Consider the following 23,827-nt stretch of genomic DNA (forward strand, 5'->3'; position numbering starts at 1 on the left):
AGAAAATGAAAACATGAAAATTCAAAATCAGGGAAACCTTTATGGATAAATTCGCGCCGGTTCTGCTTCTGATCGGTTCCAATCTTTTCATGACTTACGCCTGGTACGGTCATTTAAAGGATTTCAGCCGCAAACCACTCGCAATGGTTATTATTATCAGCTGGGGCGTTGCCTTCCTTGAATATTGCCTTCAGGTCCCGGCCAACCGGATCGGATTCCAGTATTATTCGCTGGGACAGCTCAAAGTCACCCAGGAAATTATCACCATGTGTATTTTCGCGCTTTTTTCGGTCGTTTACATGAAACAACAGCTTCGGCTCGATTTCCTCTGGGCCGGGCTGTGTCTGGTCGGGGCGGCCTATTTCATCTTCCGCCATTAACCGGCGCGGTCTAATGGGAAACTTCGGACATATCTTAATATCACCGGGACTTGCCTCCAAACGATTTGATTCATTATATTGTCCCGCATGAGCCCCGCTTCTTATAAAAAACCGAGGTTGTGTAATGAAGACTGCGTAACCGGCATGACCCGGCGTCTGAAAGCCGAATCGATCGATGTCGTGGTTACCTCTCCTCCATACAACATAGGTATCGAATACGCCACCTACAACGATCGTCTTCCCCGAAACGAATATCTCGCCTGGCTCGATTTATGGGGCACCTCGGTTAAAAGAGTTCTGAAAGACGATGGTTCCCTGTTTTTGAATATCGGTTCCAAACCGTCTGACCCGACGGTGCCTTTCGAAGTTCTCGAAATTCTCAGGCGACAATTCAAACTTCAGAATGTTATCCACTGGGTCAAATCGATCTTTATCGAATCGGGAAGTTACGGCCATAACCAGCATATCAATGTCGGCCATTACAAGCCGATCAACAGCCCCAGGTTTCTAAATGATGCTCATGAATATATTTTTCACCTGACCAAATCCGGCCATGTCCGGCTCAATCGTCTCGCTCTCGGAGTTCCCTATAAAGATAGTACCAATATCAAACGCTGGACATCAGGGCGGAAAAATCTTCGATGCCGCGGCAACTGCTGGTTCATACCTTATCAAACTATCCAGAACCGCGATCAGGATCGTCCGCACCCGGCCTCGTTTCCGATCGAACTGGCCGAGAATTGTATTAAACTGCATGGCCTCAATAAGGGCATGACCGTTCTCGACCCCTTCATGGGACTGGGTCATACCGGTCTGGCCTGCCGCCGACTGGGGATTAATTTCATCGGTTTTGAAATCGATCCGTATTACTATCGGCTGGCTTCGGAGGCTATGGCCCGGAAGAAAGTCAAATAATACTTGACAAAAATCGCGATTTACTTAATTTGGATTCCCTATGGATAAAGATCGCCGGAAATATTTCGAGTCCTGCGCTGAGGAATGGGACAAGGAATTCACGGCTGAAGACCTTGAAATCCTGTCCTTTTTAATTGATTCCTTCAATATCAAAGAAGGTTCCCGGATTGCCGACCTCGGATGCGGCACCGGAATCATGTTTGACATGTTGCGCCGCAAAACCGGGGACAATGGTATAGTGGTTGGAATCGATTTCGCCCGAAGCATGATCGACCTGGCCCGAAGAAATTTCCCCTTCCGAAATGTTTTCGAGGTGGATGGTGATGTCGAACACCTGCCGTTACGCCGGGGATTTTTTGACCATGCCATCACTTTTGCCGCCTTTGCCCATTTCGTCAATCACCAGATTGTCATGGAGGAGGTTTCGCGAATTTTGAAACCCGGCGGGACTTTTCATATAATTCATCTGATGGGCAGTCGGGAACTGGAAGAATACCATATAAAAACCGGCGGGCCGGTCGCCCATGACCACCTTCCCTCGCACGAAGACATGATGGCGCTCTTTCAACATGGCCATTTCATAAATATCAAAATCGCCGATCAACCCGGTATCTTCCTGGCCTCCGGCGTTAAAGGATAATCCCCGCTTTGGGCCCTAATCGCATTGCCCATACCGCCCTCTATCTTGCATTGGCAATAGCCCTCCCGATGGCTTTCCATTGGACCGGCCTGGGTGGCAGGCTCTTCCTTCCCATGCATATTCCCGTTCTTATCTGCGGTTTCGTTGTCGGTCCTCTGGCCGGATTGCTGGTTGGCCTGATTGCACCCTTTATGTCGCACCTGCTCACTTCCATGCCCCCGGCTTATGCCGTCCCGCTCATGACTATGGAACTCGCTATTTACGGACTGGTCGCCGGACTGACTTTTAAAAAACTGAAAATGAATATTATTCCCGCCCTGTTGATTGCCATGATTGTCGGCCGTCTGGCCTTTGCCCTGGGCCTGTTTTTACTGGGTCAATTTATCGAACTGCCCTATGGACCCGCAGAATTTCTGGTGGGCGGTATTTTGCTGGCCAGCTGGCCCGGAATAATCATTCAATTCATTCTCATCCCGCCCCTTGTCTATGCCATCAGACAATCCTCGCGTCAATAGAAAACATTGTTCATAAAAAATTCCCGGACCCGCCCTCAACATTTATACGGGCACATATAACCGGATGAATATCAATTGCTTGTAATGGCATTCGAGATTACTTTTTACGGTTTTGAAATTGCTAATTTATCAAAAATTTCGTATAATATGGTCTTGAAAAAGAATGTTGTAAAAAAGGTTAAAAGGAAATAGAAAATGCCTCTGGAACGTGAAAAAATAGTCCCGATTTTCCTCGAGGAGGAAATGAAAAATTCCTACCTCGATTATTCCATGTCTGTGATTACCAACCGGGCCCTTCCCGATGTTCGCGATGGTCTGAAACCATCCAATCGACGAATTCTGGTGGCCATGAACGATCTCAATCTCTCGCCCGGACGGCCGCATCGTAAATGCGCTAAAATCGCCGGCGATACTTCGGGAAATTATCATCCCCACGGCGAGCAGGTGGTTTATCCCACCCTGGTTCGCATGGCCCAGGATTTCAACATGCGCTACCCGCTGGTGGATGGTCAGGGCAATTTCGGTTCCATTGACGGCGATGGCGCGGCGGCCATGCGCTACACCGAGGCGCGCCTGACCCCGATTGCCATGGAAATGCTGGCCGACATGGAAAAAGATACCGTGGCCATGATGCCCAACTATGATGAAACCCGCCATGAACCGAAAGTGCTTCCGGGCAAATTCCCCAACCTGATCTGTAATGGTACCTCAGGTATCGCCGTCGGTATGGCTTCCAACATCCCGCCGCACAATCTTGGCGAGGCTGTCGATGCCATTACGGCCCTGATCGATAATGATGAATTGACCAATGACGAACTGATGCAATATATTCCTGGCCCGGATTTCCCGACCGGCGGTATTATCAACGGCCGCGATGGTATTCGCGAAGCCTACCGGACCGGCAAAGGACGTCTACTGGTACGCGCCAAGGCCGTTACCGAAAAACAGAAAAACGGCAAAGAATGCATTGTCGTAACAGAAATTCCTTTCCAGGTCAATAAATCCAATCTTCTGGAAAAAATTGCCGACCTGGTGCGCGACAAGAAAATCGACGGGATCTCCGACCTGCGTGATGAATCCGACCGCGACGGCATGAGAATCGTTATTGAGTTGAAACGTGATGCCCAAGCGGAGATTGTCCTCAATCAGCTTTTCAAAAACACCCAGATGCAATCGACTTTCGCCATCAACCTGCTGACTCTGGTCGGGGGTGTTCCCCAAGTATTAACCCTGAGACAGCTTCTCAGCGAATTTATCAAACACCGCCATGAGGTGGTCGTCCGGCGGACTCAGTTCGATCTTAATAAGGCCGAGGCGAGAGCTCATATTCTCGAAGGTTATAAAATCGCCCTTGATAATATCGATGCCATTATCGAATTGATCAAGAAATCGGCCGACACTCCTGCGGCCCGCGAAGGCTTGATGAAGAAATTCAAGCTGTCCGAAATACAGGCCAACGCCATCCTGGAAATGCGTCTGGCCCGGCTGACTGGGCTCGAACGAAAGAAAATCGAGGATGAATATATCGCCACTATCAAGCTGATCGCGGAACTCAAAGGCATTCTGGAATCCAAACCGCGCCGGATGGCTATCATCAAGAACGAACTGACCGAACTCAAGAAAAAATACGATGATCACCGGCGAACCGAAATCCAGGGCGCGGCCGAGGATTTCAAGCTGGAAGACCTTATCGCCGAGGAAGATATGGTTATCACCATATCCCATTCCGGCTATGTCAAGCGGTTGTCGATCACCATGTACCGCCGCCAGAATCGCGGCGGGCGGGGAGTTATCGGCATTGAAACCAAAGAGGAAGATTTCGCCGAGCACCTCTTTATCGCCTCGACCCACGATTATATCCTGTTCTTCTCCAACAAGGGCCGGTGCTACTGGGTGAAAGTGCATGAAATTCCCACCGGCGGACGGCTGGCCAAAGGCAAACCGATTGTCAATATGGTCGATCTCAGTAAGGGTGAAACTATTACGGCCTTCTGCAAGGTCCGCGATTTCGATCCCGGCCATTATATTGTCATGGCCACCCGCAACGGCATCATCAAGAAAACGCCGCTGGATAATTTCTCCAATCCGCGCAAAGCCGGGGTCAACGCCGCCAATATTCCTGTTGATGATGAGTTGATCGAGGCCATGGTGACCGATGGCAGTTTCGATATTGTTCTGGCCACCCGGAAAGGTCAGGCCATCAGGTTCCACGAGGAAAAAATCCGGCCCATGGGCCGGACGGCTTACGGTGTCAAAGGGATTAATCTCGCAACCGGCGATTACACCATCGGCATGGTTGTCGTCAAACGCGAAAGCACCCTCCTCTCGGTTACCGAAAACGGTTACGGCAAACGGACCGATATCAATGATTATCGCGTCACCAATCGGGGCGGCAAAGGAGTGATTAATATCAAAACCTCCGACCGCAACGGCGAAGTGGTGACCATAAAAGAGGTTCTCGATGATGATGAGTTGATTCTGATTACCAAACGCGGGATCACCAACCGGCAGCGGGTTAAATCCATTAATGTCATCAGCCGTAACACCCAGGGCGTCAGACTCATCACCCTGGATAAAGGCGACAAGGTCATCGATGTCGCCCGAGTGGTTCAGGAAGAATAATCCGATATCAAAATCGTTTTAGGGCAGGATTATTATGGTCCTGCCCTTTTTTATAGCCACGATTTATAGCCTGCACTAATACGTATCCCTCTGACTGTTTTACGCTTATGTTATATGAACGTATTCCTGCCGAATTTCCGGCCCGGTGACAGGATTTGTCATTAATGTGATTTTCAAATAAGTAAAAAAATCTATATAGATAATCTGAAAATCAGTCCCCGACTGACAGGAATTGTCGTATATTACAGGTTACACTTTTTTTGAAAGCAATTTGAAAGCAAATGAGCGAATCGAAAGAAATCTTTATAAAAGGTGCCCGGGAGCACAACCTCCAGAACATCGATGTCCACATCCCCCGCAATAAACTGGTCGTGATAACCGGCCTGTCCGGTTCGGGTAAATCATCCCTGGCGTTCGATACCATCTATGCTGAGGGCCAGCGGCGTTATGTCGAATCATTGTCGTCCTACGCCCGACAGTTTCTCGGTCTGATGGAAAAACCCGATGTCGATCTGATCGAGGGGCTTTCTCCGGCCATTTCGATCGAACAAAAGGGCTCGGCCAAAAATCCCCGTTCGACAGTCGGCACCGCCACCGAAATCTATGATTATCTCCGTCTTCTCTTTGCCCGCATGGGCGTTCAGCACTGCGTCAAATGCGGCAAACCGATCACCCGTCAAACGGTAGAGCAAATTGTCGATTCGGTTCTCTCATTCGAGGAAGATACCCGCCTGATGGTTCTGGCGCCGGTTGTTCGCGGAAAAAAGGGTGAACATCGCGAAATCATCGAGGAGGCCAGAAAAGAGGGCTTCGTGCGGCTTCGGATCGATGGCGAAATTGTCGAGACCGACCACGAGATCAATCTCAAGAAAAATGTCAAGCACACCATCGAGATTGTCGTCGATCGGCTGGTTGTCAAAAGACGCTCCGCCCGCCGCCTGGCCGATTCGGTCGAAACCGCCCTCAAAACCGCCGGCGGCATTGTTCTGATCAATATCAAGGGTCAGGATATGCTTTTCTCCGAGCAATCGGCCTGCCTCGATTGCGGGATCAGCTACGAGGAACTCTCACCCCGAATGTTCTCCTTCAATTCTCCCTTCGGAGCCTGCCCCACCTGCTCCGGACTGGGCCAGAAAATGGATATTGATCCGAGACTGATTATCCCCGATCCTTCTCTGCCGCTCAATCAAGGAGCCATCAGCCCCTGGGGAGCCGATATGGCCAATTGGTACCGCTTCATGCTTCGTGCGGTAGCCCGGCATTACGATTTCAAGCTGTCCGCGCCTTTCGAAAAACTCCCCGAGAAAATTCAAAAGATTATCCTTTATGGTTCCGGCAAAGAGCAGTTGCGCTTCGAATATGAACATCATAACGGCCGCGGAACGGGTGAATACATCGGCAAATTCGAAGGCGTTATCCCCCACCTGGAGCGGCGCTACCGCCAGACCCAGTCATCGGGCGTGAGGCAGTGGATCGAGCAGTATATGTCCATTTCGCCCTGCCCTGATTGTCATGGTTCGCGGCTGAAACCGGAAGCACTCTCAGTTGTCATTAATCGCGAAACTATCGACTCGGTGGCCGAGATGTCGGTCAAATCGGTTAGAAAGTTCTTCGATGAACTGCCGCTGACCAAACGCCAGGAATTGATCGCCCGGCAAATTCTCAAAGAAATTCGCCAGCGACTGGGATTTCTCGATGATGTCGGCCTTAATTATCTTACTCTCAGCCGCGCCGCTTCGACTCTGTCCGGCGGCGAGATGCAACGAATCCGCCTGGCAACCCAGATCGGTTCACGCTTGGTGGGTGTCATGTATATTCTCGATGAACCATCCATCGGACTGCATCAGCGCGACAATCGCAAACTTCTGGGCACCCTGACCGGTCTGCGTGATCTCGGTAATACCGTGATTGTCGTCGAACACGACCGCGAAACCATCGAGTCCGCCGATTATGTTATCGATCTGGGCCCTGGAGCCGGCATCATGGGCGGCAAAGTCGTTGCCGAGGGAACCCCGGAGCAGATTCGTAAATCCAAAAACTCTATTACCGGGGCCTATCTGAGCCGCCGCATGGTGATTCCGACGCCTGATTCAAGACGCACTTTCAATGGTAACCTGATCACGCTCGAAGGTGCCCGCGGTAATAATCTTAAAAATATCAAGGTCGATATTCCGCTGGGAGTTTTCACCGTCGTAACAGGTGTCTCAGGCTCGGGCAAATCGACCCTGATAAACGAAACCCTGTATCGTATTCTCTCCCGCAAGTTCTACAATTCGCGCAAAACGCCTCTGGAATATGATCGGATCAAGGGACTGGAGAATATCGACAAGGTGGTAGCCATCGATCAATCGCCCATCGGACGTACTCCTCGCTCCAATCCGGCCACCTATACCGGTGTTTTTACGTATATCCGTGACCTTTATTCACAACTGCCCGAGTCGAAAGTGCGCGGTTATCGCCCCGGACGATTTTCATTCAATGTCAAGGGCGGACGTTGCGAGGCCTGCCAGGGAGACGGTATCATCAAGATCGAGATGCATTTCCTGCCCGATATCTATGTCCCGTGCGAGGTCTGCAAGGGCAAACGGTTCAACCGCGAAACCCTGGAAGTGACCTACAAAGGGGAAAATATTGCCGAGGTGCTCGATATGACCGTCAATGAGGCTCTCGAGTTCTTCAAGAATATTCCCCGGATCAAGCGCAAGCTGATGACTCTGAACAAAGTCGGTCTGGGTTACATTCACCTCGGTCAGCAGGCCACCACCCTCTCGGGGGGCGAGGCCCAGCGGGTGAAATTGTCTTCGGAATTGTCCAAAACGGCTACCGGGCGAACGCTGTACATCCTCGATGAACCCACCACAGGACTGCATTTCGAGGATATCAGGATGCTTCTCACGGTTCTCAATGAGCTGGTTGACCGAGGTAACAGCGTTCTGGTGATTGAACATAACCTCGATGTCATCAAAACCGCCGATTTTATCATCGATATCGGTCCTGATGGGGGTGATGATGGCGGCCGGATCATTGCCACCGGCACTCCTGAAGAGGTTGCACGGGTCAAATCATCTTACACCGGTCAATATATCGACCGGGAATTAACCGGCGCTAAATAGGCCAATCGAGCAATATCTTCCGTTCTTTTGTCATTCATGGTCATCTGAGCGGAATTAAAGCTCCAAAATCCAATGAATAGTACACGAACTATTTTCACTTTTTTTTCGAAAATGGTGTTTTTTTTGTTGCACGAAAGTTTTAATTTTTTTTACTTGATGCCGATAAGTGATTTAGGCAGGATTCAATTTGCATGATGCATGCGAAAGGGGAGATTAAGGGATTCAAAAAATCTTGGGTATGAATCCACATTAAGTACAGGAATCACTGGAATCTAAAACCAACTCAATATCCGACACCTAACGAAAGGAGCGGAAAATGGCTGCAAAAAAGAAAGCCAAACCCAAAGCCAAAGCGAAAGCCAAACCCAAAGCCAAGGCTAAAGCGAGAGGCAAAAAGCCGGTCGGTAAAGCCTGGAGCGCAGCGGAAATTCAGAGTCTTCGCACCAGTTACAAGTCCAAACCGGCCTCGCAAATCGCCAAGGAACTGCGGCGCTCGCTGGCGTCGGTGCGCGGGAAGATCAGCGCTCTTAACCTGACCAAGCCTGCCGCGGCCAGAAAGGCCAAACCGAAACCCAAGAAAAAAGCGGCTCCCAAAAAGGCCGCCCCGAAAAAGGCCAAAGCCAAAGCCAAGGCCAGACCGAAAAAGAAAGCCGCGCCGCGTAAGTCTTACCGGAGGTACTAATACCTGATTTGGTAGATCCCAGGGATGGGAGGTGCAGCTAAAAGGACTTTATTGAAGTATCCATCCCGGAAAAACCCGCCCCTTAAGGGCGGGTTTTTTAATTAAATTCGAATAATCGCAAAATCTCATCCGAGATTGTAAAAGACCGATTTCCCCAGATACTGCGCCGATTTCCCCAGCGATTCCTCGATTCGCAGTAATTGATTATACTTGCAGATACGATCCGTCCGGCAAATTGAACCGGTCTTGATCTGGCCGGTTCCGGCCGCCACCACCACATCGGCAATAGTGCTGTCTTCGGTTTCACCGCTTCGATGCGAAACCACCGCGGTGAAGCCCGCCTTCTGGGCCATCTCGATTGCATCGAGCGTCTCCGTCAGGGTGCCGATCTGGTTGAGTTTGATAAGAATCGAATTCGATGACTTCTCCTTGATGCCTCGCGCCAGACGTTTCGGATTGGTTACATAAAGGTCATCGCCGACAATCTGGATCTTACTACCCAGGTACTCCGTCATTTTTTTCCAGCCGTCCCAATCATCCTCGGCCAGGCCATCCTCGATTGAAATAATCGGATATTTCTTGACCAGTTCCTCATAAAATTCGATCATCTGATCTGATGTGAATTTCTTGCCCTCGCCTTTCAGATCGTATTTTTTGGTCTTCGTATCATAAAATTCGGTCGAGGCCGGGTCGAGAGCCAGAAGAATATCTTTACCGGCCTTGTATCCCGCTTTACCGATGGCTTCCATGATGACTTCGAGAGCCTCCTCGTTGGACTTCAAATCCGGAGCGAATCCGCCCTCATCGCCCACCGCGGTATTGTATTTTTTCTTCTTGAGGACCTGTTTTAGATTGCCGAACACTTCGGCCCCCATTTGAAGAGCCGTGGAGAATGATCCGGCTCCAACCGGCATAATCATGAATTCCTGCAGATCGACATTGTTGTCGGCATGTTTCCCGCCATTGAGAATATTCATCATCGGGACCGGGAGTAATTTGCAGTTGGTTCCGCCGATATATTCATAAAGATAGCGCCCCACCGATTGCGCCGCGGCCCGGGCCGTGGCCAGAGAGACCCCCAGAATCGCATTGGCGCCCAGTTTACCCTTATTCTCGGTTCCATCGAGTTGAATCAGGAAATTATCCAGCGTCACCTGATCATAGGGATCGATATTGTTCGTCAATATGGCCGGGGCGATTTTCTCATTGACATTGGCCACCGCTTTGGAAACACCCTTGCCGAAATAAACCTTGCTGTCGCCGTCGCGCAGTTCCACCGCTTCATGGGCCCCGGTCGAAGCGCCCGATGGCACCGCCGCCCGCCCCAATGAACCGTCGGCCAGAACCACATCGACCTCGATCGTCGGCGTTCCCCGCGAATCGAGTATCTGCCGCGCGGCTATAAAATCAAAATCCGACATTGCTTTTATCCTTTCCGCTGATAAGAATTTTGAATTAATCTAATCGACCCCTGCCCCCGTTTCAACAAAAAACAAAATCCGCACGCTTTTCCTTATGATTGATACGCATAAACTGATGCCCCCCTTTGTCCGATCAACTATTTAAGAAAAAAGTGGATTAAGAGCGGAAGATATTTTATATTCGGCCCGGTACCATGAAATCAATCAAAGGCAAAAAAATCCTTGTCACGGGAGCTGGCGGTTTTATCGGCTCGCATTTGACCGAAACTCTGCTCAGGCAGAGGGCCAAAGTCACCGCTTTGCTCCGATACACATCGCAGGGACGGACCGGGTGGCTGGAACAACTGCCGGAACGATTGAAAACCAAAATTAATATCGTCTTCGGCGATATTCGCGATCCTGATATTTGCCAGAGAGCGGTCAATGGAAATACCCATGTTTTTCACCTGGCGGCCCAGATCGCCATTCCTTACTCCTATATCGCCCCCCGGGATTTCACAGCCGTCAATGTCATGGGGACTGCCAACCTGCTTCAGGCCGCCAGGGAATCAGGCGTTAAGAAATTCCTTCAGGTTTCGACTTCGGAAGTCTATGGCACGGCCCGGTATGTTCCGATCGATGAGAATCATCCTCAGACCGCCCAGTCACCCTATTCGGCCTCAAAAATCGCGGCCGATAAACTGGCCCAGTCTTTTCATCTCAGCTTTGGCCTCCCGACTGTAACCGTCCGTCCTTTCAATTGCTACGGTCCCCGTCAATCGGCCCGGGCCATTATCCCGACTATCATTCTTCAGGCCCTCCGGGGACGGACCGTCAGGCTGGGTAACACCGACAGCCGAAGAGATATGAACTATGTTTCCGATATCACCGATGGTATGATTGCCGCCGCCTTTACCGACAAAACCACCGGCGTTGTTTTAAATCTGGCTACCGGTACCGACTACTCCATCGGGGAGATCGTCGATCTTGTCGGAAATATTCTCAATAAAAGATTGATCATAAAAAGCGAAAGAAAACGTATCCGGCCGAAAAATTCCGAAGTCTGGCGTCTTCAGGGTGACAATCGGCTGGCCGCCCGGTTAATCGGCTACAAACCGAAATTCGCCTTATTATTGGGTATGAAAAAAACCATAGAGTTTTTCGAAAATCATCTGGCAATGTATGATCGCGAGGATTATCAGTTGTGAGAACCGGACTAAAAACCATCAGCCAGGCGATTATTCTGGCTGGTGGTGAGGGGCGCCGCCTTCTACCGTACACCCGGATTCTGCCCAAACCCCTCTGGCCGGTGGGCGATATCCCCATTGTCGAAATTCTCATCCGCCAACTGGCCCGATCCGGGATTAAAGAAATCATCATGGCGGTCGGTTATCAGGCGGATTTGATTCGGATGATTCTCGGCGATGGGCGTCAATTCGGTGTGAAAATCCGGTACTCCCAGGAGAAAAAGCCGCTTGGAACAGCCGCCCCGCTTCGCCAGATCAGGGGGTTGGACAGTAGTTTTCTGGTCCTCAACGGTGACCTGCTGACCAACCTGCCTTTCAAGGATTTTATTCGGGCACACTTGCGAAGTGATGCCGTGGCAACCGTGGCGATATTCAAACGAACCGTGAAAATCGATTTCGGGGTGGTCACCACCTATGAGAATATAATCGAGGAATACGATGAGAAACCGGTCCTGGGATACATGGTCTCGATGGGGATTTATGCCTTCCGGCGAGAGGTCTTAAAATATATCCCCAACCATAAATTCGATTTCCCCGACCTGGTAAACAGGCTAATCGAGGTCGAGAGCAATCCGCAGGTTTATCGTTTTCGGGGCCAATGGCTCGATATCGGGCGGCCCGATGATTGGGAAAAGGCTACCCGGCTCTTTCAGAAGAAATCTCAAGCTTTTTTAAAATAACGACGTAGAAATTTCTCGTTAAGTCGATATTATCAAAAAAAGGAAATATTGGGGATTATTTATGAAATATCTTATTACCGGCGGGGCCGGATTTATCGGAAGCAATATCGCCCATACCCTCCTGGATAAGGGTGAAACCGTCCGGATTCTGGACAATTTTTCGACCGGGCGCCGAATTAACCTGGCCGATATCGAGGACAAAATCGAGATCATTGACGGCGATATCAGCGATTTCTGGACGGTCAAGGATGCTGTCGAGGGTATCGATTATGTTCTGCACCAGGCGGCTCTCCCGTCGGTCCCGAGATCGGTCAGTAATCCGCTGACCTCCAACAAGGTCAACATCGATGGAACTCTGAACTTGCTCGAAGCCGGCAAGCGGGCCGGCGTGAAAAGATTCGTTATGGCTTCATCATCTTCGGTTTACGGCGACACCCCGGAACTCCCCAAGCATGAACAGATGCCGACCGATCCGCTTTCTCCCTATGCCGTAACCAAACTGACCTGCGAAAAATATTGTAAGGTATTTTATAACCTCTACGGCCTCGAAACTGTCTGCCTGAGATATTTCAATATTTTTGGTCCCCGTCAGGATCCCAACTCGGAATACGCCGCTGTCATTCCCAAATTTATTTTCGCCCTCTCCTCCGGGAAACAACCGGTGGTCTTCGGTGATGGCGAGCAATCCCGTGATTTCACCTATATCGACAATACCATCCAGGCCAACCTCCTGGCGGTCACCTCAAAAATCGCGCCCGGCAACTTTTACAATGTGGCCTGCGGGGCCAGATTCACCCTTAATGATCTTCTCGATATGCTCCGCGAAATCATCGGAACCAATATCAAAGCCAAATATATCGCTCCCCGGCCCGGCGATATTTTGCATTCCTATGCCGATGTCTCCCGCGCCAAAAAAGACCTGGGTTACAACCCACGGGTGATGTTCAAAGAGGGATTGAAAAAGACGGTGGAATGGTTTACTTCTGACCACTCCTGAAAGGTAACCGGGATCGGACAAATTCCGACTGTATTAAAATTTTGAATAGAAAAAGCGGTCCCTAAGGCCGCCTTTTCAAATTCCAGTCCGGACCATGCCCCGTTTTTCCCCGGAATTCAATCGCTGAAGAGATCATCGAATTTCTTCTTGCGATCATCCTTGGAATCAACCCGTTCCGGCCTTCCCCCGGGTGTATGGAAGGCATTGCGAAGCTGAAACCAATCACAGAAATTCGATTTGTCCTTAATAGGAATCGGCGCCTCAATAGGCTCACGGCACTGCCAGCGGGAGGTCGGATCAAAAAAACGGCAGCCCCGGCAACAGCGCAAATCCGCCCGGCAATGCGGGCAATAATCATTGCGTGTTACCTTGCCCTCGATTCCGGTCGCCCTGGCGCAATTCCAGCAGATTAAATCGCCCATTACCTGTTCTCCCTGATACCTGTCCTTCTCCTGTTATACAATATAATAATTTTGGAATTTTATGCCAGTGGTACGACCATCCTGATTTATGATAACTTCCCGGGAAAGCGTCGTTCAATATCCATGATATACAGCATAATTGTCAGAAGTTGATACAGCGGCAGACTTCCCGGATAATCGGCCATCAGATTATTCACGGCCTTTATATCGAAATACCGGCTGACCGCTTCCGACTGCCGCATTATTTGCCCTATATTCTCCCTCAACCATATCATCTCGGGATCATCTTTTCGGCGGCCGATAAGACGGTTGCGAAAAGAACGCGCCGATTTATATAAATAGCGGTTATAACGCAGCCATAATTTGGACTTAGCCCGGATCCGGAATAGATAATTATGCCTGATCGGGTTGACTCCTGCAATTCCGCTGTAAATGGGTAGCTCGATACTCCGTGGATCAAGTTCCCGCAGAAAATCGACAAAAAAGAAATAATCGATCATCGCAAGCGGCACCCGCGTCATAATGAATTCAAACAGGTCTTTCCCCCAGAAAGGCGACACCACCCAGTTGAACAATCGATGACGGTTTTCTCCCCCATTGTCGAATTTGTTGTAGCGCTCGAACTGAAGATGGACCACCCGGCCGCGCAGACTTTTTTCGGTCCAGCTATCGATTTCGGAAACAATACTTTTATCGAAAACCGATCGCTCCATTTCGAGTACCGAGCAGGCCTGATTGATCATGAACAAATTACTGAACCCGTCCCCGGCGATCATATCATTCAGGCCTCGGTAATGACGAAGCGGACGATAGCGATGCCGCAGAAACTCGCCCCCGAGACCCATGAAATGAACCTTTTTTCCGGATATCTTCGTCTCCCGCTCCATTTCATCATAATAGTTATTGACCGCCATCAGGCAGTTTACCTGACAGTCGGTCTTGAAAGTAACGTCGGCCAGAGAGTCGATCTCCCGATTAGGCCGAAGACCGGAAAAGTGCATTAATGGTGTATGATAATGTTCGGCCAGGCTGTTGGCGATCTCGGCTTCAATCCCTTCGGTCAGATGGTCATTGCAGGCGGTCAACTTAGCCCCGAGACCGGCCAGTCCGGCAAATACCGCCCGGGTATCATGACCGCCGCTGACATCGACTATTAGACCGTAATCCTGAGCTGTGACCCGGTCGAATCTGACCCGTACCATCTCCCGAAATAATTCGGCGCAACGGCCGATTATCTCCCGCCGGTCGGTTAATTCTTCCCTATCATCGAAATTATCGCTCCCGAGATTTTTACTCTCATATTTCAGTCGAGCCTGATGGAACGAAACACTGATCAATTCCGCCGGCTCGAGATATCTAACCCCCTCGATTATCGTCTTATTGCCCAGGTTATATTCAAAAATCAGAAATTCGGCCATCCACAACCGATTCAATTTTATTGACTGCAAGTGTTTCAGGACATATTTCAATTCCCTGGAAAAAACCAGACCGTCATCAGTAATTGCATAATAAGCCGGCAGACGGGCCCAGCGATCATTGAAAAGCAACAGCTTCCGTGTTTTTTTCAGGAAAATCACGGCCAGGAATTCCCCGTCGGAATTATCTATAAATGATTTAATGACTCCTTCAATATTCTCGCCCGCCTCAGCATTTATTGATACTCCTTTAAAAAAATCCCCGATCTCAGAATCAGACCGATTATAAATCATACCCTCCACAGCCCAGATCATCCCATCGTCAGAGGCAGTCAAAAGCGGATATCCATCATAACCGGAAAAAATCAATTCAAACGATCCGTCGTAATGGAGTTCTCTGATTTTAAGGCTGTCTTTCCAGAGAAGGACCTCCTTCGTATTTGATATCTCCTTATCACTCCGGCCATTCGATCGGCAGAACAGATGTAATCCGGGCATGGTTTCTCCTGTTATTATTTTATCAAACTATGGGTGGTTATCGGGGCAGGATTTAATACCGGCATTTGAATATATTTCATAAAAAACATTTTAAACCTGAAGTCTAAAAAAATGATTAAGCGTTTTTCATTATAAAGCGTCTGTCTTTTGAATGTAACCAGAAAATATGATTGTGGGGCAAATAATTTGAGGGCCCGTTCCCCTCTTTAACGGGCCCCCTGCCTCGAGAAAAGAAGATAGCGACCTGAAAATAAGCGTAGAGGTCAATTTTATTAAATCATCAGCCCTGACTGATTTCCTCACTCCTGGCCAAAATATAGCAACGCCAATGCCAAAATATCGCAGACATCCCGCGGGCCTTTCTATTTTATTGATATATAATAACTTATAGAGTCAGAGGAAATGCCGATGGGCAATTTTTGCAATTTAATTCGTATATTTATACGAGTATTTATTCTAACTGGAACCCTAATAAATTGATCCCCAATAGATTACATTGAAACGAAGATAATCGTTCAATTCGCACTATTTTACGATTTTCTAATCAAATTCAAAGAATACTGAAACAACCAACCCGATTTTAAATAATCGCGGTTGATTATTTATCTCATGAAATCCACTATATTACAATCGTCTCTTCGCGTCTGGCCCCGGTGGAGACAAGACAAATGCCGACCTTAAGATCATCGGCTATGAAACCGAGATACTTTCTGGCCTTATCCGGCAGTTTCCTGAAATCATCAATCCCAGCCGTGGCTATCATCCAGCCCTCGAATTCTTTATATACCGGCTCCACATGCCATAATTCAGCCAGATCCAGAGGCACTTCGGTCAACACTTCTCCGTTCAACCGGTAGCCGACACATACCCGAATCTTTTCGAAAGTATCTAGGACATCAAGTTTGGTTACGGCGATTTTTTCGATCCCGTTTATCCGGCAGGCATGCCGCAGGCCCACCAGGTCGATCCACCCGGTCCGCCGGGGGCGGCCCGTAGTGGCACCAAATTCTTTTCCCGCCTCGCGTAATCGTGCCCCCGTTTCATTTACCAGTTCGGTCGGGAACGGTCCGCTTCCGACCCGCGTCGTGTAAGCCTTGACAACCCCGATAATTTCGTCGAATACCTTCGGTCCCAGTCCCAGCCCGGTCATGGCCCCGCCGGTAGTGGTATTCGATGAAGTCGCAAAGGGGTAGGTTCCCAGATCGACATCAAGCATCGCCCCCTGGGCTCCCTCGAACAGAATCGATCTCCCCGAAACAATATGCCCGGTGATTTCCAGCGATACATTGACCATCATCGGTTTCAGAAGGGGCGCCAGATCCAGTAAATCACTCAATATTTTTTTCATATCGGCCCGCTCATCATCGGTCCCGTTGAAATATTCAGTCTTCATCTTTCGATAACTTTCCAGCTTTTCTTTCAGCCGGTCGGGGGCATAAAGATCGCACAACCGGATACCGAACCGGCCGACCTTGTCGCGATAAGCCGGGCCGATCCCCCTTAAAGTTGTTCCAAGGCCGTCACTGCCCCGCTTTTTTTCATCCATACTATCGATCATTTTATGGTACGGCATCACCAGGTTGGTGGCCGAGGACACGAATAATCGCCCGGTCGTATCAATACCCTTCGCCTTAAGTAAACCGATCTCCTCGATAAAACCGAACGGGTCCAGGACCACGCCGTTGCCGATATAACATATCTTACCGGGGTGGATGATTCCGGAGGGGATCAGGTGCAAGATAAACTGCTTGTTGCCGTAGCGAATAGTATGGCCGGCGTTGGCCCCGCCCTGGAAACGGGCGATTACATCGGCCTTCTCGGCCAGAAGATCGACCACCTTACCCTTGCCTTCATCGCCCCATTGGCATCCGAGCACAATTACATTCTTACCCATAATCACCACTCTCTTAAAAACTTATTTATTTCTGTTTACCGGTAATGCCCTCAATCCAGAGCAACAGCTCTTTTTTGCCGATTCCCGAAACAATCGAAAACGGAATCGGGCTGGATTTAAAGGCTTTTTCGATCTGCCGACACCTGTTAAGCAGACGGCTCTTGCTGAGTTTGTCGGCCTTGGTGAGAACAATTATATACTCTATGTTTCGCGACTGAAGCCAGTCAACCATCATCAGATCATCCTCATTGGGGTCGCGGCGGCAGTCGAGAAGAAAACAGAGCCCTTTCAATGACGGCGACGAGTCCAGATAACTGTCGACCAGTTTTCCCCATTGCCGACGCGCCTCCACCGAAGCCCGGGCATAACCGTAGCCCGGCAGATCCACAAAAAAACAAACCTCGTTAACCAAAAAAAGATTAATCAACTGCGTCCGGCCGGGAGTCTTGGAAGTTTTGGCCAGTTTTTTTCGACCGACAATCTTATTCAATAATGATGATTTCCCCACATTGGAGCGACCCGCGAAAGCGATTTGAGGACGGTTGTCGGATGGTATTTTCCGGGCATCAGCATAGGACCCGAAAAATTCCGCTTTTAAAGGCATCTTGAGATTATTTCGTTATTCTTATTGTTCCGCCACCGAGAAGTATAATAGCTTGCCATATATAAAATAAAGCAAAATTTCACTTTTTTGGCCGTCGCTCGCCCGCGATTTGTTCGGTTTTACTGCCAAAGGCAATTTTAATCGCCTCTTCAACCGTCTTGATCGGCCGCAACCTGATACCTTCGACCAGCTTATGCGGCAACTCGGGAATATCCTTCTTATTCCGGTAGGGGATAATAATATCACTGATTCCGCTTCTTTTGGCGGCCAGCAGTTTTTCGTTGAGTCCTCCCACCGCGAGGATATCGCCGCTGATTGTAACCTCGCCTGTCAGTGCCAACTTGTTGCGGACCGGCCTTTCGGTCAACGCCGACAATATCGCAATCAGGATCGTTATCCCGGCCGAGGGGCCATCTTTCGGCACGGCTCCCTCGGGAACGTGCACATGAATCTCCATCTCCTTAAAAAAGTCGGGATCAAGACCGAACCTGCCGGCATGACTGCGGATATACGATAATCCCGCCCAGGCCGACTCCTGCATAACTTCGCCCAGCTTGCCGGTTAGAGTCAATTTGGCCGCTCCCTTCATCAGGTTTACTTCGATCGGCATCACCTCGCCTCCGACCTGGGTCCAGGCCAGACCGACGGCATAACCCGGTTTCGGTCTCGGTTTGATATCGGTTGTCAGGTATTGTGGAGCCCCAAGAAATCCATTGACCTTCTTCGGCCCGACCGTGAATTTCTTCTTTCTCGATCCTTCCGCCAGTTGCTGAGCTATTTTTCTCAGGATGGTGGCGATCTGCCGCTCGACTTCCCGCACCCCCGATTCCCTGGTATAAAACCGTATTATCTCAATAAGCCCGGAATCGGGAAAATCGACTTCGATACCACCCAATCCCATTTCTTTTTTCAACTTGGGAAGCAGGTAGCCCCGGACAATCTCCAGTTTTTCATGTTCCAGGTAACCGGGTAACCTGATCGTTTCCATCCGGTCCATCAGGGCCGGCGGAATTCCGGAAAGTGAATTGGCCGTCGTGATAAACAGGACTTTCGAAAGATCGAAATCCAGTTCGAGATAATTATCAGAAAAAGCCACATTTTGTTCGGGATCGAGAACCTCGAGTAGAGCCGCGGCCGGATCGCCTCGAAAATCAATTCCGATCTTATCGACTTCATCAAGTAAAAATACTGGATTCGATGATTCAGCTTTCTTTATTGATTGGATAATCCGCCCCGGCATAGATCCGATATAGGTTCGGCGATGTCCCCGGATCTCGGCCTCATCCCGAACTCCCCCGAGAGAGATTCGGACAAACTTGCGATTCAAAGCCCGGGCGATCGAGCGGCCCAGCGAAGTTTTGCCCACCCCGGGCGGACCCACCAGGCAAAGAATCGGACCTTTCACATGCCCGGCTACTTTGAGGACAGCCAGATGTTCCAGTATCCGTTTTTTGGGTTTATCGAGACCGAAATGATCGCCGTCGAGAATTGATTTGACCTCCTTGAATTTCTGCCGATCGGTCGTTGTCTTTTGCCAGGGTAAAGCCAGAACCAGTTCCGCATAAGAACGCACCACGGCTGATTCCGCCGAATAAGGGTGCATTTTCGACAATTTCTTTATCTCATCCTCACACCGCGCAATAACTTCTTTCGGAGCTTTCAGGGTGGCCAGCTTTTCAAGCAAATCCTCCACTTCATTGGCCATCTCGTCTGTCTGACCCAGTTCATCTTTGATGGCCTTGAGCTGTTTCTGAAGATAGAATTCCTTTTGATCCCGCGACATCGCCTCCCGCACCGTCCCGTCGATTTTCTGCTCGATCTTGAGAATTTCCAGTTCCCCCTGCAGTACCGCCGCAATCTTGGAAAACTGGCTCTTAACCGTTTCCAGTTCCAGGATGGCCTGCTTGACATCCATTTTTTGCAGAATATGAGCCGCAATCGTATCGGCCAGACGCTGATAGTCATCTATGGCGGTAAACGAAAGCAGAACCTCATCGGGAAGACGCCGGTTGAGATGGACATAGTCGGAGAACAACTCCCGCACCGTCCTTGAAAGGGCCTCGGTTTCGCGGTCGTACTGCAGGCTGGTCCTGGTCGGATTGACGCTGACCGTGAAATGAGCCCCCGACTTGGTGTACTGCTTTATTCTCGCCCGGATCAATCCCTCCACCAGAACCTTCATGGTTCCGTTGGGAAGTTTCATTACCTGTAATATCCGCGCAATCACTCCGACATTATAAAGATCGGCCCGCTCCGGCATATCGACATCCGAAAGTCTCTGGGCGCAGAGAAAAACCTGTTTCTCCTGAATCATGGCTTCCTGAAGAGCCGCGATCGTAAACGGGCGGCCCACCAGAAGCGGGTAAACCATATGGGGATATATGACAATATCGCGAAGTGGAATAACCGGCAACTTGGTTTTTATTTCAATGTTTTCATCACCATAAGTCAGCTTCATAAAACCTTCAACTCCGATTATGCGTTTTTCGGGCGGCCCGTAATGTAACCAATTTTCTCCCGAAACGTTAATCTTTTTTTCCCGGGCTCTATCCCGCGCCGGCTATCCTCTTTTACCTCAACGCCAAAGCCCAAAAACAGCTTGCCAAATCGGGCCACAGGTAGTATAGTTTTAGACTTAATATCCGGAGGAACGAAGTCATCGGCATTTGGTATAAACATCTATGAGTATCTAATCAATCTAACCAATGGGGAAATATCTCATGAAGAATGCTTTGTTAATTATCACATATTTCGTCCTTTTCATTTTCGGCGCCATTATGCTGAATGGCTGCGGTTCGGATGATGATCCCGTTATCGCCAAAGTTGACGGCGAGAAAATAACCGCCCGTGAACTCAACGATATTTTCAACCGGTCCGGACAGAAATTCGCCTCTTTCGATGAGGAATTGCAGAACCGCCGGCAAATTCTCGATAGCCTGATCATCCAGCGCCTGCTTATCAAAGAAGCCTATAAAAAGAATATTGATGAATCCGAGGAGGTCAAACGGATTGTCCTGGGCAACAAAGACCGCTTCCTGCTCGACGCCTTCTACAAAAAAATGGTCATTGATCCGGTTCAGATAACCGATGAAGACGTTAAAGATTTCTATAATAAACTGGAATATAAAGTCCAGGCCTCGCACATCCTGGTTCATAGTAAAGAGCTGGCCGATTCCATCATCGAAAAACTGAAAGAGGGCGAGTCTTTCGAGAACCTGGCCCTCCAATACTCGGTTGACCCGAGCGCTTCCCAGAACCGCGGTGACCTGGGTTATTTCGTCTGGGGACAGATGGACCCCGTTTTCCTGGAAAACGTCTTTAAACTCAACCCGGGAGAAACTTCGGCTCCTTTCGAAACCCGTTATGGCTGGCATATTGCCCGGATGACCGACCGCGCTCCCAACGAACTGCGCGACACCTATGACAAGATGTACACCAAGATGCGTAACGCCCTGGAATCCATGAAACGCAGTAAACGCCTTGATGAATATACTAAAGAAGTCAAGGCCAAATATCCTATCCATATCGATACCGTCACCTGCGATTACCTGATGCACAAACGGGCCAGCCTGTACCCTCCGACCCTTTTGGAAACCCTGCCCAAAAACGATTTCGACCTGTCGCAGCTGGATCGGGACGAAAGAGAATTGGTTCTGGCTACCTGGGATGGGGGTCAGATGACCCTGGGCGGCTATCTGGGAGCTATTAAACAGCTTAAAACGGGTATGCGGCCCGATTTCGATGATTACGATGGTTTGGCCGATGTCATCTTTAATCTAAGCGCCATGGATATCCTGGAAATGGAAGCCCGGCGGAGCGGTATGGAAGATGAACCCGGATTTAAAGATCGGATCAAGCGATTTACCGAACTCACCATGGCCGATATTATGGAAAATGATTCCATTCAATATCCCGGTGAGGCCGATGAAGGTGAAATCCGGCAGTACTACGATGACAATCAATCCGAATTCGCTGTACCGGAAAAAATCCATGTCTATGAAATCATGTTCAATGACTACGCTACGGCCAAAACCTATGTGAACAAAATCAATTCCCTCGATCGTTTTAAATCTCTGGCCTCGCAATATACCGAACGAAGCGGCAAACGGGCCAATGGCGGCGATCTGGGCTGGATTGAACAGAGATATTATCCCGCCATCTTCAAAGTGGCCAAAGAAACTCCGATCGGCAAGGTCGGCGGACCCATCGCTATGGGCAATAAAACGTCGATTATTTTTGTCGCGGATATAAAACCGGAAACCATCAAGGATTTCTTCACCGTCAAGCAGAGCATCAAGGAAAAACTGGATAAACTCCGGCGGCGGATGGCTTTCGAAGAATGGGTCAAAGAACACCGCGAGAAAGCCAGTATCGATATCAACGAAAGCAACTTACGGGCCAGTATTGATAAATCGCAGTACGAACAACCCGATGCTTCGAAAAATCATCCGGTTCCCGATACCGCCGCCGGCTGACCCCGGGAAAGCTTATGAAAAAAATAAACATACTCCTGTTGGCCCTGATCCTGAGTTCGATTCTTCCTCCGGCAGTTCATCCGGAAATGGAACCGATCGAGAAAATCGTGGCTATTGTCGGCCGTGATCCCATCATGATGTCGGAGTTGGCCGCCCAGATTCAATTGGTGGCAATCCAGGGAGGTCTCCGGCCGAAAAACGAACAGGAGTTGAAAAAACTCCAGGATGATGTTCTCGATCAGATGATCTCCGAAAGGCTGTTCTTGAATGAAGCCCGTCAGGATACTTCCATAAAGGTAACCGCTGAAGATGTCGACCTGGCCCTCGATGATCATATTGCCCGAATATCATCGCAGTTCGAAAGCGAGGATCAATTCCTCGAACAGCTTAGCCTGGAGGGTCTGACCCTGAGGACCTTTAAAAAGAAACTTCGCCCCGAAATAGAAAACCAGCTTCTGAAACAGCAGTTGATATCAAAAAAACTGGCCCAGATATCCATTTCCCGTCAGGAAGTAATGGATTTTTATGAAAAGTACAAGGATTCCATTCCGGATCAGCCCGAAGCAATTCGTCTGGCGCATATCCTGATAAAGTTTCAGCCTTCGAAAACCACCGAGGATTCGGTTCTGGCCGAGGCTGAAAAAATTCGTCTGAATGCTGTCTCCGGGGCTGATTTCGCCACCCTGGCGGCGACTTATTCCAGTGGCCCTTCCGCGCTTACCGGCGGCGATCTCGGTTTTGTGGCCGCCGATGATGTCGTTCCCGAATTCAGCCGGGTGGCCTTTAACCTGTCCCCGGGCGATATTTCCGCACCGGTCAGAACTCAATTCGGCGTCCACATTATCAAATGCGAGGAAATTGAAGGCAAACGGGCTCACCTGCGCCATATCCTGCTGGAGGTTCTTCCGATAAGTCAGGATTCCCTCCTGAGTTACAAACTGGCCGATTCTCTCCTGGCAGAAATAAGGAACGGCGCCAATTTTAAAGAAAATGCCAAGGTTTTCTCGGCCGATGATGAATCCCGAAAACAGGGTGGCGAACTGGGCTGGTTTGCCGTGAAAGATCTCCCGCCCGGCTTTCAACAGGCCATGGACAGCCTGACCGAAAATGGGGATATCTACGGCCCCGTCAAGACCGATTACGGCCTTCATATTATCGAGCGTCTCGACTGGAAACCTGGTGGAACGCTCAATCCTGTGGATAATTTCGATCAGATCAAGGAAATGGCCAAGCAATCCAAAACCGGTGAATTTGTCGACCGCTGGCTGGCCGAAATAAAAGAAAAAACCTATGTCGAAATCCGGAATATTGGCAACACCGAAAAATAA

Annotated in this window: 17 protein-coding genes and 1 pseudogene; 12 read left to right on the forward strand and 6 right to left on the reverse strand. The window is 49.6% G+C overall.

Annotated elements, in window-relative coordinates:
- Window positions 1-41: 41 nt before the first annotated feature.
- From JXQ28_12255 to JXQ28_12285, 7 genes and pseudogenes are all read left to right on the forward strand, one after another.
- On the forward strand, window positions 42-380 hold the full coding sequence (locus tag JXQ28_12255; GenBank protein MBN2278505.1) for a DMT family protein: 339 nt from the start codon (window positions 42-44) through the stop codon (window positions 378-380).
- An 87-nt stretch (window positions 381-467) separates the two neighbouring features.
- Window positions 468-1,429 (forward strand): annotated as a pseudogene (locus JXQ28_12260) (site-specific DNA-methyltransferase).
- Window positions 1,336-1,935, forward strand: coding sequence for a class I SAM-dependent methyltransferase (locus JXQ28_12265; GenBank protein ID MBN2278506.1), 600 nt, complete (start codon window positions 1,336-1,338; stop codon window positions 1,933-1,935). The pseudogene JXQ28_12260 and the gene JXQ28_12265 overlap by 94 nt, the downstream one beginning before the upstream one ends.
- A gap of 8 nt (window positions 1,936-1,943) precedes the next feature.
- A complete protein-coding gene (locus JXQ28_12270; GenBank protein ID MBN2278507.1) occupies window positions 1,944-2,450 on the forward strand; it encodes an ECF transporter S component in 507 nt (168 codons plus the stop codon).
- A 195-nt stretch (window positions 2,451-2,645) separates the two neighbouring features.
- Window positions 2,646-5,072 (forward strand): DNA gyrase subunit A, encoded by a 2,427-nt coding sequence (gyrA, locus tag JXQ28_12275; GenBank protein MBN2278508.1) that lies wholly within the window; start codon window positions 2,646-2,648, stop codon window positions 5,070-5,072.
- Window positions 5,073-5,353: 281 nt separating this feature from the next.
- On the forward strand, window positions 5,354-8,185 hold the full coding sequence (gene uvrA / locus JXQ28_12280; GenBank protein ID MBN2278509.1) for an excinuclease ABC subunit UvrA: 2,832 nt from the start codon (window positions 5,354-5,356) through the stop codon (window positions 8,183-8,185).
- 316 nt (window positions 8,186-8,501) lie between these two features.
- Window positions 8,502-8,867, forward strand: coding sequence for a hypothetical protein (locus JXQ28_12285; protein MBN2278510.1), 366 nt, complete (start codon window positions 8,502-8,504; stop codon window positions 8,865-8,867).
- Window positions 8,868-8,992: 125 nt separating this feature from the next.
- Here JXQ28_12285 and eno read toward each other — a convergent pair whose 3' ends face one another.
- On the reverse strand, window positions 8,993-10,288 hold the full coding sequence (gene eno, locus JXQ28_12290; GenBank protein ID MBN2278511.1) for a phosphopyruvate hydratase: 1,296 nt from the start codon (window positions 10,286-10,288) through the stop codon (window positions 8,993-8,995).
- A 194-nt stretch (window positions 10,289-10,482) separates the two neighbouring features.
- Between eno and JXQ28_12295 the strand changes: the two genes are divergently transcribed.
- The 3 genes from JXQ28_12295 (at window position 10,483) to JXQ28_12305 (ending at window position 13,191) form a co-directional block, all read left to right on the forward strand.
- Window positions 10,483-11,475 carry a GDP-mannose 4,6-dehydratase gene (locus JXQ28_12295; protein ID MBN2278512.1) on the forward strand — a complete coding sequence of 331 codons (993 nt, stop codon included), beginning with the start codon at window positions 10,483-10,485 and terminating at the stop codon, window positions 11,473-11,475.
- A gap of 17 nt (window positions 11,476-11,492) precedes the next feature.
- On the forward strand, window positions 11,493-12,194 hold the full coding sequence (locus JXQ28_12300) for an NTP transferase domain-containing protein (protein MBN2278513.1): 702 nt from the start codon (window positions 11,493-11,495) through the stop codon (window positions 12,192-12,194).
- A gap of 61 nt (window positions 12,195-12,255) precedes the next feature.
- A complete protein-coding gene (locus JXQ28_12305; protein ID MBN2278514.1) occupies window positions 12,256-13,191 on the forward strand; it encodes an SDR family oxidoreductase in 936 nt (311 codons plus the stop codon).
- Window positions 13,192-13,307: 116 nt separating this feature from the next.
- Here JXQ28_12305 and JXQ28_12310 read toward each other — a convergent pair whose 3' ends face one another.
- From JXQ28_12310 to lon, 5 genes are all read right to left on the reverse strand, one after another.
- Complete coding sequence (locus tag JXQ28_12310) at window positions 13,308-13,613, reverse strand: hypothetical protein (protein ID MBN2278515.1); 306 nt, start codon at window positions 13,611-13,613, stop codon at window positions 13,308-13,310.
- 86 nt (window positions 13,614-13,699) lie between these two features.
- Entirely contained in the window at window positions 13,700-15,526 is a 1,827-nt protein-coding gene (locus JXQ28_12315; protein MBN2278516.1) for a hypothetical protein, read from the reverse strand.
- Window positions 15,527-16,145: 619 nt separating this feature from the next.
- On the reverse strand, window positions 16,146-17,420 hold the full coding sequence (locus JXQ28_12320) for an adenylosuccinate synthase (GenBank protein MBN2278517.1): 1,275 nt from the start codon (window positions 17,418-17,420) through the stop codon (window positions 16,146-16,148).
- Window positions 17,421-17,445: 25 nt separating this feature from the next.
- The gene (locus JXQ28_12325; protein MBN2278518.1) at window positions 17,446-18,024 is read right to left on the reverse strand and encodes a YihA family ribosome biogenesis GTP-binding protein; all 579 of its coding nucleotides are present in this window, start codon (window positions 18,022-18,024) and stop codon (window positions 17,446-17,448) included.
- Window positions 18,025-18,103: 79 nt separating this feature from the next.
- Window positions 18,104-20,482 carry an endopeptidase La gene (lon, locus tag JXQ28_12330; GenBank protein MBN2278519.1) on the reverse strand — a complete coding sequence of 793 codons (2,379 nt, stop codon included), beginning with the start codon at window positions 20,480-20,482 and terminating at the stop codon, window positions 18,104-18,106.
- A 262-nt stretch (window positions 20,483-20,744) separates the two neighbouring features.
- Here lon and JXQ28_12335 point away from each other — a divergent pair, with 262 nt between their 5' ends.
- Together JXQ28_12335 and JXQ28_12340 are read left to right on the forward strand one after the other, a co-directional pair.
- On the forward strand, window positions 20,745-22,499 hold the full coding sequence (locus JXQ28_12335; GenBank protein ID MBN2278520.1) for a peptidylprolyl isomerase: 1,755 nt from the start codon (window positions 20,745-20,747) through the stop codon (window positions 22,497-22,499).
- Between the two features lie 14 nt (window positions 22,500-22,513).
- Entirely contained in the window at window positions 22,514-23,827 is a 1,314-nt protein-coding gene (locus JXQ28_12340) for a peptidylprolyl isomerase (protein ID MBN2278521.1), read from the forward strand.

The organism is Candidatus Zixiibacteriota bacterium (assembly GCA_016933955.1).
Taxonomy (GTDB): domain Bacteria; phylum Zixibacteria; class MSB-5A5; order GN15; family PGXB01; genus JAFGTT01.

Coding starts and splice junctions, on each gene's coding strand:
- JXQ28_12255 (MBN2278505.1), top strand. CDS start 42: ATGGATAAATTCGCGCCGGTTCTGCTTCTGATCGGTTCCAATCTTTTC.
- JXQ28_12265 (MBN2278506.1), top strand. CDS start 1,336: ATGGATAAAGATCGCCGGAAATATTTCGAGTCCTGCGCTGAGGAATGG.
- gyrA (MBN2278508.1), top strand. CDS start 2,646: ATGCCTCTGGAACGTGAAAAAATAGTCCCGATTTTCCTCGAGGAGGAA.
- uvrA (MBN2278509.1), top strand. CDS start 5,354: ATGAGCGAATCGAAAGAAATCTTTATAAAAGGTGCCCGGGAGCACAAC.
- JXQ28_12285 (MBN2278510.1), top strand. CDS start 8,502: ATGGCTGCAAAAAAGAAAGCCAAACCCAAAGCCAAAGCGAAAGCCAAA.
- eno (MBN2278511.1), bottom strand. CDS start 10,288: ATGTCGGATTTTGATTTTATAGCCGCGCGGCAGATACTCGATTCGCGG.
- JXQ28_12295 (MBN2278512.1), top strand. CDS start 10,483: ATGAAATCAATCAAAGGCAAAAAAATCCTTGTCACGGGAGCTGGCGGT.
- JXQ28_12305 (MBN2278514.1), top strand. CDS start 12,256: ATGAAATATCTTATTACCGGCGGGGCCGGATTTATCGGAAGCAATATC.
- JXQ28_12310 (MBN2278515.1), bottom strand. CDS start 13,613: ATGGGCGATTTAATCTGCTGGAATTGCGCCAGGGCGACCGGAATCGAG.
- JXQ28_12315 (MBN2278516.1), bottom strand. CDS start 15,526: ATGCCCGGATTACATCTGTTCTGCCGATCGAATGGCCGGAGTGATAAG.
- JXQ28_12320 (MBN2278517.1), bottom strand. CDS start 17,420: ATGGGTAAGAATGTAATTGTGCTCGGATGCCAATGGGGCGATGAAGGC.
- JXQ28_12325 (MBN2278518.1), bottom strand. CDS start 18,024: ATGCCTTTAAAAGCGGAATTTTTCGGGTCCTATGCTGATGCCCGGAAA.
- lon (MBN2278519.1), bottom strand. CDS start 20,482: ATGAAGCTGACTTATGGTGATGAAAACATTGAAATAAAAACCAAGTTG.
- JXQ28_12335 (MBN2278520.1), top strand. CDS start 20,745: ATGAAGAATGCTTTGTTAATTATCACATATTTCGTCCTTTTCATTTTC.
- JXQ28_12340 (MBN2278521.1), top strand. CDS start 22,514: ATGAAAAAAATAAACATACTCCTGTTGGCCCTGATCCTGAGTTCGATT.